Genomic DNA, 13945 nt, shown 5'->3' on the forward strand with positions numbered 1-13945 from the left:
ATCCTTGCTCTCTTGAGGCTGTTGTTATAGGGCATAACATCGGCAAAAGAGCGTAAAAGCTTAGCGGTAAGAATGAGACATAGATCGCAATTCAGCGCAAAAAAAAACCGGCCATAATGGCCGGTTCTTCAGGTTTTACGATCAGCGAATATTAACGTAAATACCCGAGGTCACATTATCGGTTAAACGCACCACATGATAAATAACCTGCTTATTATGTGTTTTAATTTTGCGTTTAATATTACCTTTGTGTGACGATACCGTTTTGGCCTTAATTTGCATTTTATCTGAGATCTGGATGGTATCATGACCTGACATCCACATTTTCAGCATGTTTGACTCAGTCTGGCTCAGTGTTAATGGATGAACATCCATGCCCGAAGAGATACGTGCAGACTGGTTAAGCTTCTTCTGCAAATAGGTACCAAGTAAAGAGTCCAGGGTCGATGTCTTCATCGATTTTGACGTAATAATCAGGTTCTTACGAACGTAGAGATATTCCTCAAAATGGATATTGCTAATCGCCATGAATATAAAAAACAGTGTATCGGGATGCTGCGTAATAATAGTGCGGATACGTTCACTGGAATCTGACTCATGAATGAAACAATCTTCATTAATAAAGACGACACCAGGGTTTAATTGCTCACATTTTTGCTGTAGTTGCTCAATATCGGAGACAGAAGAGATATTTTTCTTCTTAACTCCTTTTAAAGACATATAGTCTGATAATCCCAGGCGTGTGTAGTTGCAGGAATCCATAATAATAGTTGGCATAATAGCGACCCTCACCAATTTGTTATCCGTTTAAATCAACGATGAATACGCGTTGCGGTACGAGAGAGATTTCTTAGATACTTTTTTATTCTGCTCGTGCAGTGTGGTAACGGACAAACGCCCGTAAAAGTCTTCATCCCTGACCCGTTCTGCAAAAAATTTGTGCTGCCATAACGTCACATATCCTCCGGCAATGGCGGGGAATGCCAGTGAAGTGCCGGAGATTCAGTAAAGCTCATTTTTTTGAGAGCTGTGTCACTATCCCTGAAAACAGGATGTTTTCTGATAGGACAATTCTCAAAAACATTTGTTTTACGAAAGTGTGATGTCTCAGCGTGCGGTGACAATGCCGGAAAAAACATTTTTTAACAAGAAAAATTACTTAAAGATTTTTTTCCTGTAAATACAATGCATTGCCGATTTTGCCTGCACATTCACAGTCTGACAGCTTCTGTGAACCACCCCACTAAAATACGCGAAGCCAGGTTTAATAAGAATTATTTTCAGACTCTCTGCACATTTATCAGAATTTCCTTAGTTGCATTCTGGAAAACATGGTTCTGAAAATGCATGGATGGTTTTGCGATACTTAAGTGTCTATGTACGAAGATAGTTAGAAACTTAATGTTCAGGGACGGGATAGTTCGGTCAGAAACAGGGCGAGTAAATCAAATATTTCACCGAACAAACGCTCACAGAACGGGGCTAGCAGGGGCATCAGCAAGCTGATGGTTAAAATTCCGACTGATAAGGTAATCGGGAAGCCAATTGCGAAGATTGATAACTGTGGTGAAACACGGTTTAACAAACCCAGTACCAGATTTACCATGAGTAACAAAACGATTAACGGCAGTGCTAACATCATGCCATTAAGGAAAATTAATCCGCCTGACTTCACCAGCGCCATAAACGCATTGGCATTTATCGGCTCACCGCCAATCGGCAGTGTATGAAAACTGTCCACCAGCAACGAAATCAGCCACAAGTGTCCGTTAAAGGTCAGGAACAGCAGCATCGCCAGCATGTCGAGAAAACGGGCCAGTACCGGCATGTTAAGACGGCTTCCTGGATCGAAAAAGGTGGCAAACGAGATGCCCATCTGCAACCCAATCACTTCACCGGCAAGGCGCACAGCAGCAAAAGCGAACTGCATAGTGAAGCCGAGCGCAATACCAATCAGCATCTGCTGAATCAGCAGCAAAAAGCCGGGCGGTGAGAACAGGGTGACGTTAACAGCCGGTAACAGCGGCATTACCAGCCAGGTGATCATCACCGCCAGACCGATTTTGACACGCTTGCTGATAGATCGTTCATTGAGGATCGGTGCGGTGGCGAACAACGCCATGATGCGCACCAGAGGCCAGAAGAACTGACTGACCCATTGAACCAGCTGGCTGCTATCGAGAGTAATCATCAGCCGATGATGTAAGGCAGGTTGGTAAAGACGGTACGGATATAGTCCAGCAGCAGATTCAGCATCCACGGGCCGGCAATGATACCGGTAGTCGCTACCGCCAGGATCTTAGGAATAAAGGATAAGGTCTGTTCGTTGACCTGGGTCGCAGCCTGGATAAGGCTGATCAGCAGACCGCTGACCAGGGCTGCCAGCAGCAGCGGGGCGGCCAGCATCAGGGCGACGCGCATCGCTTCCTGTCCCATTACCATTACTGATTCGGGTGTCATGTGTTGCTCCGGTAAGAAAAGGGGGATCAGGAGTAGAAGCTTTGTGCCAGTGAACCGACCAGCAGTTGCCAGCCATCGACCAGAACAAACAGCATCAGTTTAAACGGCAGCGCGATAGACGCTGGCGGGACCATCATCATCCCCAGTGCCATCAGCACGCTGGCAACGACCAGGTCAATAATCAGGAACGGGATAAACACGGTAAAGCCAATCTGGAACGCGGTCTTCAGCTCGCTGGTTACATAAGCAGGCAGCAGAATACGCATTGGCACCGCTTCAGGACCCGCAATCGGGGCGGTATTCGCCAGACGTGCAAACAAGGCTAAATCCGCTTCGCGGGTCTGGCGCAGCATAAACTCGCGCAGCGGCTGAGCACCCTTATCAATCGCCACCTCCATGCTGATCTTGTCCTGACTGAACGGCAGGTAGGCGTCCTGATAAATTTTGTCGAAGGTCGGCGCCATAATAAAGAAGGTCAGAAACAATGACAGTCCGAGCAGCACCTGGTTAGGCGGCGCTGATGGCGTGCCCAGGGCGTTACGCAACAGACCAAACACAATGATGATACGGGTGAAACTGGTCATCATCAGCAGCACGGCCGGAATAAAAGTCAGCGCAGTGATAAAGACCAGCGTCTGTACCGGCAGTGACCAGCTCTGACCGCCATTCGGCAGTGAGTGACTCACCAGGCCCGGCAGCTGGGCATGGGCAACCGGTGCCAGTAACAGCAGTGGCAATAAAGGAAGCAGTCGACGCATCATTGTGGTTTTCCGGGACGTTTAACCAGATTCTGTAACAGCTGACGAAAATCCTGTGGCGCACTGTTTACTGGCGTCACAGAGACCGGTTCACCCGGCGGCAGCGTATGCAGATGGGTAATCTGCTGTGCGGTGACGCCCAGCACCAGACGGGCATCGGGGGTATCGATAATCACCACCCGCTCACGCTGGCCTACAGAGACGCTGGCGGTGAGTTTAAGCTCCTGGCTGCTGACCTTTTTCGGCGCGAAGCCGACACGGCGCGCCAGCCAGGCGCAGGCCAGAATCAATAAGATAATCACGGCTAACACGCTGCTGACCTGAGCCAGCATAGAGCCGGTCGAGATCGCCTGAGCGTGCGGTGCAGCCGGTTGCAGTGTTTGATTCTGGCTATTCATAATGTGACTCTTAGCGACTCAGACGACGCATACGTTCAGAAGGGGTGATGATGTCAGTGATGCGAACGCCATATTTGTCGTTCACAACCACGACTTCACCCTGCGCAATCAGGTAGCCGTTGATCAGTATATCCAGCGGTTCACCCGCCAGGCCATCCAGTGACACCACGGAACCCTGCGCGAGACGCAGCAGCTCTTTGATGGTCATTTTGGTGCGACCCAGTTCCACGGTAAGTTTTACCGGGATATCCATAATCAGATCGATATCCTGCAGCGATCCAGCGACATTGCCGCTGTCGAATGATTTGAAGACGTCTTCGGTCTGCGGCGCACTGCTGCTGCCGACCTGCTCATTCATCGCTTCAGCCCACAGATCGTCCGCAGAGACATCGTCAGACGGTTTATTACTGTCAGTCATGGGGCTGTTCCTCGTTCAGCGAATTCAAAATCGGGTTAATCAGGTGTTCAACACGAAGTGCGTACTGACCATTCATCGTGCCATATTGGCTGGTTAATACCGGGACACTATCGACATGCGCGATAATACGTTCCGGCTTCTCAATCGGCAGCACATCACCGGGTTTCAGCTGCAAAATCCGTGACAGACGCAGTGAGGTTTCGGCAAAGTGAGCAATCAGTTCCAGCTCAGAGTGCTGCACCTGTTTGACCAGGTTGTCGCGCCAGTGGTTATCTTCCTGACGGGAGTTTTCGAGCGGTGGGTTCACCAGCAGCTCGCGCAGCGGTTCAATCATTGAAAACGGGATGCAGATATTAAACTCACCCACCAGGTTACCAATCTCCACCTGGAACGGCGTGTTAACCACGATGTCGTTCGGTGAAGTGGTGATGTTGGTGAACTTAACCTGCATCTCTGAACGTACATACTCGACGTCCAGAGGATAAATGGCCTTCCATGCATCGCTGTAACCATCCAGCGCCAGCTTCAGCATGCGGCGAATCACGCGCTGCTCGGTATGGGTGAACTCACGGCCTTCGACTTTAGTCGGAAAACGTCCGTCACCACCAAACAGGTTGTCGACAGCGATAAACACCAGGCTCGGTGAAAACACCACCAGCGCGGTGCCGCGCAGCGGCTTCAGGTGGATTAGATTCAGGTTGGTTGGCACCGGCAGATTGCGGGCAAACTCATGATACGGCTGAATCTTGATCGCCCCGACGCTGATATCCGGGCTACGGCGCAGCAGGTTAAACAGCGCCATACGGAAACTACGGGCAAAACGCTCATTAATAATCTCCAGCGCCTGCAAACGCTCGCGAACCACACGGCGCTGGGTATTCGGATCGTAAGGACGTATATCGCCTTCCGGTCCGTTTTGTTTCTTTTCTTCTTCCGCGCTGCCGCTGTCGCCGTTTAAAAGGGCGTCAATTTCAGCCTGGGAGAGAATGCTATCGCCCATTGATTCACCTCAAAATGAAGGCAGTAAACAGCACGTCGTTTACAGCCTGCGGAGGTTGACCTTTTACCAGCGGGGGTGTCAGCGCCTGTTTGATTTGTTCAACAAGCGCCTGCTTTCCTTGCTCTGTCGCCAGCGCCGCAGCACTCTGACGCGAGAGCAGCAGCAGCAAACGGCTGCGCACCTCAGGCAGATAGTCATTCATCCGACGTCGGGTATCCTCATCGGCCAGACGCAGGGTAAAGCCTACGTAGAGCACGCGGTCAGGATCGTTATCGGGATTGACCAGGTTAACCGTAAATGTATCAAGTGCAAAAAAGACCGGAGCGGGAGGCGGTTCAACTTTCGCCACCTCAGGCTTATCGCCCTCATGTTTATTCATCATTCGCCAGACTGCATAGCCTGCCACGCTGCAAGCGGCCAGCGTCAAAATGAGCAACACTGGTATTAAGAGTTTACGTTTGCTGCCTTTTGCTTTCGCGTTATCAGACATGGTGCAGTTACTTCCTGTGAATTATAGGCAAGCCTCTCGGCTCACGAGACAGATTATCCGCGTCTTAAGTCAAACCAATGGGTAGATAAGACGCGGGTTTTACGCTTACCTTCAGCGTTTGCCGCTGTCAGGCGAAAGTATCGACGGCGCTATTGCCGCTAACGCGAGCCTGAAGGGCAGCGGGAACGGCGATCGGCGTAATGTCGGTGTCACTGTCCTGGGTGAGGGAGAAGCGGCCATGCTGTCCATCGCGGCGCGCCTCCTGTTGCTGCTGGAATTGCTGGCCCTGCGCGGAACTGTCACTGCTCACCTGACTCTCGCCCAGGTTGATACCGCTTTCTGCCAGCGCGCTGCGCAGCTGCGGTATCGCGGCTTCCAGTGCCGCTCTGACGTGGCTATGGCCGGAAACCAGATTAATTTGTGCCTGATCGTTATCCAGTTTCAGGCTGATCTGGATAGCGCCAAGGTCTGCCGGATGTAAACGCAACTCCGCGTTCTGCTGGCCGTTGCGACTGAACATCACAATCTGCTGACTCAGCGCCTGCTGCCACTCGTCGCTGCCCAGCTGTGAGTTCAGCGTCGGCGTTGACGGGGTGCTGATGGTCGCGGAGGCGGTCACCGGAGCAGGCAGGCTGCTGGCGGTGGCGACGGGCATCGCGTTGATCGTGCTGTCGCTGGTACTGGCTTTAATCGCACCCTGATCATCCTGCTTAACCATGTTGCTCAGTGCCTGCTGGAAACTGCTATCAAGCGTCAGGCCATTGCTGGTTGCACTCTGCGCGGCAGTGTTGCTCTGGCTGGCGGCAGCCGTGACGCCAGGTTTGCTGTCGCTGGCGGCAGTGGTGACGGCAGGTTTGCTCTGTGCATCGCTTCTGACTTCAGCCTTCTCATCATCACCTTCTGCGTGGCCTGGCTGTGCGCTGGTCAGCAGTTGTGTCAGCGAAGTCTGACTTTTCCGGCCGGTGTCAGTCTGGGCAATCAGCTCGCCCGCCTCACTGCTGACCGGGGTCGAAGGCGGCGCTGTCGGCATCACTGCACCGGGTAACATGGCGAACAACGCCTGCACATTCTGCATGTCGGTGGCGCTTAAGGGTGCCACGTCCGGCTTGTCTTTATCATCGGCTGATTTTGACCCAGCTTTAATATTTTCAGGTTTAAACAGGGCGGTCAGCGCAGCTGGATTATCAAGCGCCGCCATCAGCGCATTAAGGGGCGCCTTAGGGCGGGCATCATCGACAGTTTCTGCTTTAGGGTCAGCGGTTTGTGCCACTTTCCCATGCTGTTTTGCCAGGCCGATCAGCTGGTTTCCCAGCGCAGTCAGAAAGTCCTCAGGCAGGGCATTTTCACCCACAGCAAGGTCGGTTGAGACTGATGGTTCCGCGTTAGTTTTAACCGACGCTTTCATGGCAATGTTTGGCAGCGTAATCATTCGCCTCTCCTCGATGCGGCCCGTTGGGCAAATTCATCCATCCGTTTCTGATCGAGACGGTTTTCCTGTCGTAATGCATTTTCCGCTGCCCGCGTAATCAGAGTCTGATAGGCGTTGAGCCGTTGCTGTTTGTCGCGCCAGTTAATCAGTGCCTGCTCCAGCCGCTGATTCCAGTTATTAAGCTGGTTGCGGTGCTGCTCAATCGCTTTTTCCAGCGTCTGAATAAACTGGTGGTAGTTCGTCCAGCGGGTGCTGGCGATACCGGATGACATATCATCGTTGAGCTTATTGCGATACTCGTCCTGATAATCGAGCAGCATCGTCAGCTGCTCGTTAGCGGCGTGCTGGCCGCGACGCATATCGCCTAAATAGATGGCGGCACGTTCGAGATCCTGCTCCGCTAAGTCGCGCAGCGTATCAATGGCATTTGCAGTTTTCATTGCCGTTACCTCGTGTTAATTCGTGTGACTAGCCAAACAGCGCATGCAGATGCAGGCTGGCGTCGTCGTAATCGCTGCGCTCAAAGATGCCCTGTTGCAGGAAGGCTTCCATCTGTGGATAGAGCGTGATCGCTTTATCGAGCATCGGATCGCTGCCGGCTGCATAGGCCCCGACGCTGACCAGATCGCGGTTACGCTGGAAGCTGGAGAGCAACTGCTTGAACTGGCGCACCTGCGCATAATGGTTCTCATCGATCAGCGAGGTCATCGCACGGCTGATCGAGGCTTCAATATCAATGGCCGGATAGTGGCCGGCTTCGCCCAGACGACGCGACAGCACAATGTGGCCGTCGAGAATGGCGCGCGCGGAGTCCGCAATCGGGTCCTGCTGATCATCGCCTTCGGTCAGTACGGTATAAAAGGCGGTAATCGAGCCGCCGCCGTCGATGCCGTTACCGGCACGCTCAACCAGCGCAGGCAGTTTGGCGAACACGGAAGGCGGATAGCCTTTGGTTGCTGGCGGTTCACCGATGGCCAGGGCGATCTCACGCTGCGCCATGGCGTAGCGGGTCAGGGAATCCATAATCAGCAACACATGCTTGCCGCGGTCGCGAAAATCTTCTGCAATACGGGTGGCGTAAGCCGCACCCTGCATACGCAGCAGCGGCGACACGTCAGCCGGCGCGGCGATGACCACCGAACGGGCGCGGCCTTCAGCACCGAGAATGTTCTCGATAAAATCTTTTACTTCACGGCCACGTTCGCCAATCAGACCGACCACAATCACGTCGGCTTTGGTGTAACGCGCCATCATGCCCAGCAAAACACTTTTACCCACGCCGGAACCGGCGAACAAGCCCATACGCTGCCCGCGACCCACCGTCAGCAGGGCGTTGATCGCCCGCACGCCGGTATCCAGCACGTCGGTAATCGGCGTACGCTGCAGCGGGTTAAACGGCGGGGTGTTCAGCGGTGCGCGATAGCCGGTATCCGGTGACGGCAGACCATCCAGCGGTCGGCCGCTGCCATCGAGTACGCGGCCCAGCAGTTCCGGGCCCAGCATCATCTGTTTACCCGCCTGCGGGTTCTCACCATTCTGGCGCGCATAGACCCGCGCACCCGGTAAGATGCCGTCCACTTCTTCCAGTGGCATCATCAGCAGCTTCTGACCATTGAATCCCACCACTTCGCTTTCGATTTCGCTGATGGTTTTGCCATCGTTGCGTTCGATCACGCAGGTCGCACCCAGCGGCAGCTGTAAGCCGGTCGCTTCCAGCACCAGGCCGGTGGCGCGGGTCAGGCGGCCATAGCGGCGCACCGGCTGCACCTGGGCGATACGTTTCTCAAAGGCGTCGAGCGAGCCAAGCCAGCGATTCAGACGGGTGGTCATTAAATTTCTCCAGGTGCAGCAAGACGGCAGAGTTCCTGCCAGCGCGTCGCGACGCTGGCATCCAGGTCGCCATCTTCTGCGCTGAGTTTGCAGCCGCCAGGATGGAGGGTGCTGTCAGCGATCAGGCGCCAGCCGTGCAGATCCAGCGTTGGCCCCAGGGTCTGCTCAATGCGCTGTAAATCATCCGGGTGAACACGCAGTTGCGGTTTGCCGCTGAACATCGGTTCCTGCTGCAGTAAACCCTGAATCTGGCGCAGCAGGGCGGTGCCATCTACTGTGGTCGCCTGGCCAATGACCGAGCGAGCCGCTTCCAGCGCCAGCTGCATCAGACGGGCAGCGATGACGCTGTCCAGCGATTCCAGCGTGTTCTGGAATTCCGTTACCAGCTGCTGCATCCGCGCCTGAAGGGGCGCCTGCTGCTGCTGGGCATCAGCCAGACCCTGCTGAAAACCGGCGTCATAACCTGCTTTCTGACCTTCGGTTACACCCTGCTGATAGCCTTCGTTGTAACCCTGGCTCTGTGCCTCTTTGCGCATCTGCTGCTGCAGGCGTTCGAGCTGCTGTTGCTGCTCATCAACGCCCTCCTGAGGTTCGTAAATTTCGGGTTGCAGCTCCGGTTCAGCAGGCTCGTCGAAACGGCCTAAATCAGTGGGCTGCCACAGCTGCCAGGGGCGCGCAGAAAATGCATCAGACATAAGTTTCCTCGCCACCACCAATCACCATCTCGCCAGATTCGGCCAGGCGGCGTACCACCAGCAGGATCGCTTTCTGTTCGTTTTCCACTGCGGACATACGCACCGGACCGCGGTTGGCCAGATCGTCGCGCAGGATGTCGGCCGCACGGGCTGACATGTTTTTGAGGAACTTCTCGCGCAATGGCTGTTCGGCACCTTTCAGTGCGACCAGCAGCTGCTCGGACTCCACTTCCTGCAACAGACGCTGGATGCTGCGGTCGTCCACGGCCACCAGGTTTTCGAACAGGAACATCTCGTCGATAATTTTCTGTGCCAGTTCGCCATCGAAGTCGCGTACCGCTTCGATAACGGCTTCTTCCTGCTGCGTTTTCATCAGGTTGATGATCTCGGCTGCCGTTCTCACGCCGCCCATCTTCGCGCGCTTGAGGTTGGTGCCATCCAGCAGGCCGTTCAGTACTTCGGTCAGTTCGGCCAGCGCGGCTGGCTGCACACCCCCGAAGGTCGCGATACGCAGCATCACATCGTGACGCAGACGTTCGTCGAACAGCGCCACGATATCGGCCGCCTGGGCACGTTTGAGGTGCACCAGGATGGTCGCGATAATCTGTGGATGCTCGTCGCGAATAAGGTCGGCGGCGGCCTGCGGTTCCATAAAGTTGAGCGTTTCCATACCGCTGGTGGTTTCGCGTGTTTCGAGAATGTCCTCCAGCAGGCTGGAGGCGCGCTCTTCGCCCAGGGCACGAGTCAGCACTGAACGCAGGTATTCGTTCGAGTTCAGACTCAACGCCGCGAACTGTTCAGCATCCGCTTCGAACTCGCGCAGTACTTCGGTCAGCTGTTTATGGGACACCTGACGCATGTTGGCCATCGAGGCGCTCAGATGTTGCACTTCACGCTGGTTCAGGTGTTTGAAAACTTCCGCGGCGCGCTCTTCGCCAATGGTCATCATGAGGATGGCGCTTTTTTCGGTTCCGGTCAGACTCATAGCTCTTTACTCATCCATTCGCGAATTACCAGCGCTACAACGCGCGGATCGTTTTCTGACATGTCGCGGATGCGTTGACTCATCACTTCTGCGCTCATGCGGTTGTTAGACTTACGTTCCTGATCCAGCTCATCTTTGCTGAGCTGCACATTAAAGGCTTCTTCTTCCGGCTGCTCTGTCGCACGAGCGGCAATGGCTTCAGCAGCGGCTTTCTCTGCGGCCTGTTTGCGAACCAGGTGCGGACGAACCAGTTTGCGGTAGAGGATGAAGGCTACCAGGGCAATCAACAGCCACTTACCGGCGTTCATCAGCTGATCAAAGAAGGACTGCTGTTGCCAGAAGGGCAGGTCTGCGGTCACTGGCTCAGTCGTATTGAACTGCGAGTTCACCACGTTGATGCTGTCGCCACGCGTCTGGGAGTAGCCCATCGCTTCGCGGGTCAGGTCCTCAATCTGCTTCAGCTGCTGTTCGTTCAGCGCAACGGCTTTGCCTTTATCATCTGCACGGAAGTTCACCACCACCGCCACCGACAGACGCTGTACGTCGCCGACATTGACCTTGGTATGACGGATGCTGCGATCCAGCTCGTAGTTCACCGTGTCATCACGACGCGAGTTAGTGGGTCCTGAGCTGGCCGGTGCAGTGCTGGTGGTCTGGTTAGCGTTGTTCGCTGCGTTGTTCTGACCATTCGCGGCCTGACCGTTGGCTGCATTGTTGTTAGGCGTCGTCACCGCCGCGGTGTTGGCTGGCGCAGGCTGGTTAGACAGTGCGCCCGGTACGCCGCCCGGATAAGGGCTGCCTGACTGATCGCTGGTGCTGGTCTGACGCGAACGAATCGCTGAGTTCGACGGGTTCGCGTTAGGCTGATATTTCTCGTCAGTCTGCTCGCTGGTGTCGAAGTTAATCTGCGCGGTAACCTGCGCATGCACATTGCCCTGGCCAAGAATCGGATTCAGGATTGCTTCGATACGTTGCTGGTAACGCGCTTCAACTTCAGAAGAGTACTTCAGCTGCGCATCATTCAGATCGCGACCGGCAGAATCAGAGCGGGTGAGCAGACGACCGGTCTGATCGACGACCGTCACGTTGCCCGGTGGTAAACCGGCGACGCTGCTTGAAACCATGTGAGCGATGGCCTGAATCTGGCCTTCATCCAGCGCACGGCCAGGCTGCAGCGTTAAGGTGACAGAGGCGGATGGCGCTTTCTGCTCACGAACAAATAAGGTCGGTTTTGGCATCGCCAGATGAACGCGGGCGCTTTTGACCGGGCCGAGCGATTCGATGGTGCGGGCCAGTTCGCCTTCCAGCGCACGCTGGTAGTTAACCTGCTCGCTGAACTGGCTGATACCGAACTTCTCTTTATCCAGCAGCTCAAAGCCAACTGAACCGCCTTTCGGCAGACCCTGCTGAGCCAGACGCAGACGCAGCTCATGCACGTTGGCTTCAGGCACCATTAATGCGCCGCCGTTTTCGGCGAAGCGATAGGGGATGTTCATCGCTGTCAGCTGCGTGACGATGGCACCGCCATCCTCATCAGTGAGGTTGTTATAAAGGACGCTATACGATGGCTGTTTCGCCCAGAGCACCATCGCGACCACAATTGCCATGACGGCAGCAGCGGCGATGATTAAAGGAATACGCGGATTTGCGCGCAGGCTAGCAAACAGGTCACCGAAGCCTTTCTTTTCTTGTTCTGTTGTGGCGGCTGTACTCGCATTCATGACCGTTTCCTGCCTGACGTAATTGACCGGGTAAGTTGAGATGGCAAAACAGACTCCCTGACCTGCGTAGATAAAATTTCCACTTCAATGCCAGGCATTATTAAGTGATAACCAAAATTCGATGGCTGGATAAGGTAGGGTTTTTGATGTCATTTAGCGGCTTTGTCTCATTGACAACGTGCTAACTTTTGCTCACATCAAAAATATCACCCTCTTTATAAGGTATCGTTCATGTCCATTCAGGCAATTGATGGCGTACTGCAGCAGCTACAGGCGACCTCACTGCAGGCCAGTAACCGCAGCAGTGAATCCCCTAATCAGATCGATTTCGGTGCAACCATGAAAGCTGCGCTGGATAAGATCAGCGAGACGCAGACCACCGCACGCACCCAGGCGCAGGATTTTGAGATGGGGAAACCCGGTATCGCCCTGAATGATGTGATGGTCGATCTGCAGAAATCTTCAATCTCAATGCAGATGGGGATTCAGGTCAGGAACAAGCTGGTGTCGGCGTACAGTGAAATTATGAATATGCAGGTTTAGTGAGCAAGTCACGCTGATCTAAGTCCATCAGCGTAGTCGCGGATTAGGGTGTGTAATGGCAGCATAAAAGCCGATCCCTTAATTGAGTCTATGACCCTGTACTGCTTATGATGCAGGCGTCATTGACTATACTGCTTTTTATTACGAGTCGTGCAGCAGGGAACTCACTCTTCGGCGCAGCCGGCTCATCACCCACCAGCAGGACGCCACCCCATGATTAAAAAACTCATCCTTATCGCATCGTTCATTAGCTTAACAGTTCCAGCCTTTGCCGCGACGCAATGCGGGCCGTTCTACCTTAAGGCAGACAAAAGCGGCTGGTTCTCCGTGAACGGGGAGCGGGCAAAAACGCAGAAGGTGACGTTTGCGAAAGAGAAGGGTGATTACGACAATGCCACGGTCAAACTGCGGGTTAAAAACAGCAAAGCGCCGGGTATGGTGGAAATGGAGCAGACGACACGGAATGGCAAAGGATTATTGAGAGCGGAAATCGTTCGCACCAGCCAGAGTCAGATCCGTATTCGGGGTGACTATGATTGCGAACCGGCAAAATAGGTCATGCACACTTCTGCGCGTGTCAGAAACCTGAAGTGGGCCTGATTAAAATTTTCGTTGAGATGAGTGATTGAGGTTGTCAGGCAAGCACTGTTATTCCTGCTGACCTGACAACTGAGCTCAATATTTAAGCGGCTTACCATGCCATTCTTACATTGCCACTAAAGCGATGTTTTACACGCCGCGATAATGGCTGAAACGGAGGCGCTTATCTCCGGTGCTTTTGGGTCATAGTAAAACGTCGCGCTGGTCTGATGATGACTGAACTTTGACATTTCAACCCAGGCGACTGTTTCATTATCCTGCACCAGGTTAAACCGCTTCTCACCAGTAGGCAGCGGATCATCCTGCTCAAGATAGAGTCTCCGATCCTGTGCCGCTACGGTAAGGCAGGATTCAACCTGATAAGGATGACCGTCGAAATAAGCGATTTTCGTTTCCGGGTGTAACCCAACCCGTCCCATATCCACGCATCCACCCAGCAGAGTCAGGCTCAGGGCAATAATTATCTTCTTCATCGGCTAAACCAACATGATTATTTTGTCGAATGATAATATCCGGAATTCGTCTGCTCCGCTCTTTTTCAATCAAAAAATGCGCTTAATATTGCTAGCGTTGCTGAGTAAATGTAACATCCGGCCTGATAAATAAAGCAGCGAATAA

17 protein-coding genes are annotated in these 13945 nt (G+C 53.8%); 2 read left to right on the forward strand and 15 right to left on the reverse strand.

Translation table 11 applies throughout. The features are described 5' to 3' along the window. Positions 1–141 precede the first annotated feature (141 nt). The 14 genes from rcsA to fliF form a co-directional block, all read right to left on the reverse strand. Positions 142–777: a transcriptional regulator RcsA gene (gene rcsA / locus ACR8BF_RS07695; protein ID WP_179895447.1), complete on the reverse strand. Its 636-nt coding sequence runs from the start codon at positions 775–777 to the stop codon at positions 142–144. A gap of 628 nt (positions 778–1405) precedes the next feature. Further along, positions 1406–2191, reverse strand: coding sequence for a flagellar biosynthetic protein FliR (gene fliR / locus ACR8BF_RS07700; RefSeq protein WP_179895448.1), 786 nt, complete (start codon positions 2189–2191; stop codon positions 1406–1408). Beyond that, complete coding sequence (fliQ, locus tag ACR8BF_RS07705) at positions 2191–2460, reverse strand: flagellar biosynthesis protein FliQ (protein ID WP_003854466.1); 270 nt, start codon at positions 2458–2460, stop codon at positions 2191–2193. Before fliQ ends, fliR begins: the two co-directional genes overlap by 1 nt. A 26-nt stretch (positions 2461–2486) precedes the next feature. After that, positions 2487–3218: a flagellar type III secretion system pore protein FliP gene (fliP, locus tag ACR8BF_RS07710; protein WP_010247675.1), complete on the reverse strand. Its 732-nt coding sequence runs from the start codon at positions 3216–3218 to the stop codon at positions 2487–2489. After that, positions 3218–3616, reverse strand: a complete 399-nt coding sequence (fliO, locus tag ACR8BF_RS07715) for a flagellar biosynthetic protein FliO (RefSeq protein ID WP_090960002.1) — start codon at positions 3614–3616, stop codon at positions 3218–3220. Before fliO ends, fliP begins: the two co-directional genes overlap by 1 nt. Positions 3617–3626: 10 nt before the next feature. Further along, the gene (gene fliN, locus ACR8BF_RS07720; RefSeq protein WP_179895449.1) at positions 3627–4034 is read right to left on the reverse strand and encodes a flagellar motor switch protein FliN; all 408 of its coding nucleotides are present in this window, start codon (positions 4032–4034) and stop codon (positions 3627–3629) included. Beyond that, positions 4027–5034: a flagellar motor switch protein FliM gene (gene fliM, locus ACR8BF_RS07725; RefSeq protein ID WP_003854473.1), complete on the reverse strand. Its 1008-nt coding sequence runs from the start codon at positions 5032–5034 to the stop codon at positions 4027–4029. The genes fliN and fliM overlap by 8 nt, the downstream gene beginning before the upstream one ends. Positions 5035–5038: 4 nt before the next feature. Continuing rightward, a complete protein-coding gene (gene fliL, locus ACR8BF_RS07730; RefSeq protein ID WP_090960008.1) occupies positions 5039–5524 on the reverse strand; it encodes a flagellar basal body-associated protein FliL in 486 nt (161 codons plus the stop codon). A 127-nt stretch (positions 5525–5651) separates the two neighbouring features. Next, the gene (locus ACR8BF_RS07735; protein ID WP_434745827.1) at positions 5652–6953 is read right to left on the reverse strand and encodes a flagellar hook-length control protein FliK; all 1302 of its coding nucleotides are present in this window, start codon (positions 6951–6953) and stop codon (positions 5652–5654) included. Next, the gene (fliJ, locus tag ACR8BF_RS07740; protein WP_003854478.1) at positions 6950–7393 is read right to left on the reverse strand and encodes a flagellar export protein FliJ; all 444 of its coding nucleotides are present in this window, start codon (positions 7391–7393) and stop codon (positions 6950–6952) included. Before fliJ ends, ACR8BF_RS07735 begins: the two co-directional genes overlap by 4 nt. Positions 7394–7421: 28 nt before the next feature. Then, on the reverse strand, positions 7422–8783 hold the full coding sequence (gene fliI / locus ACR8BF_RS07745; RefSeq protein ID WP_136198748.1) for a flagellar protein export ATPase FliI: 1362 nt from the start codon (positions 8781–8783) through the stop codon (positions 7422–7424). Then, positions 8783–9478, reverse strand: coding sequence for a flagellar assembly protein FliH (gene fliH, locus ACR8BF_RS07750; RefSeq protein ID WP_179895451.1), 696 nt, complete (start codon positions 9476–9478; stop codon positions 8783–8785). Before fliH ends, fliI begins: the two co-directional genes overlap by 1 nt. Next, a complete protein-coding gene (gene fliG, locus ACR8BF_RS07755; protein ID WP_179895452.1) occupies positions 9471–10463 on the reverse strand; it encodes a flagellar motor switch protein FliG in 993 nt (330 codons plus the stop codon). The genes fliH and fliG overlap by 8 nt, the downstream gene beginning before the upstream one ends. Continuing rightward, positions 10460–12184 (reverse strand): flagellar basal-body MS-ring/collar protein FliF, encoded by a 1725-nt coding sequence (fliF, locus tag ACR8BF_RS07760; protein WP_434745828.1) that lies wholly within the window; start codon positions 12182–12184, stop codon positions 10460–10462. The genes fliG and fliF overlap by 4 nt, the downstream gene beginning before the upstream one ends. A 231-nt stretch (positions 12185–12415) precedes the next feature. On the opposite strand from fliF, the gene fliE reads away from it, so the two are divergent. Further along, positions 12416–12727 (forward strand): flagellar hook-basal body complex protein FliE, encoded by a 312-nt coding sequence (fliE, locus tag ACR8BF_RS07765; RefSeq protein WP_090960026.1) that lies wholly within the window; start codon positions 12416–12418, stop codon positions 12725–12727. 213 nt (positions 12728–12940) lie between these two features. Next, a complete protein-coding gene (locus tag ACR8BF_RS07770) occupies positions 12941–13282 on the forward strand; it encodes a hypothetical protein (protein ID WP_434745829.1) in 342 nt (113 codons plus the stop codon). Positions 13283–13443: 161 nt separating this feature from the next. Here the strand turns inward: ACR8BF_RS07770 and ACR8BF_RS07775 are convergent, their stop codons facing one another. Beyond that, positions 13444–13800 carry a hypothetical protein gene (locus tag ACR8BF_RS07775; RefSeq protein ID WP_434745830.1) on the reverse strand — a complete coding sequence of 119 codons (357 nt, stop codon included), beginning with the start codon at positions 13798–13800 and terminating at the stop codon, positions 13444–13446. Between the last annotated feature and the right edge of the window lie 145 nt (positions 13801–13945).

This window comes from Candidatus Pantoea rara, from assembly GCF_051136265.1.
Taxonomy (GTDB): domain Bacteria; phylum Pseudomonadota; class Gammaproteobacteria; order Enterobacterales; family Enterobacteriaceae; genus Pantoea; species Pantoea rara.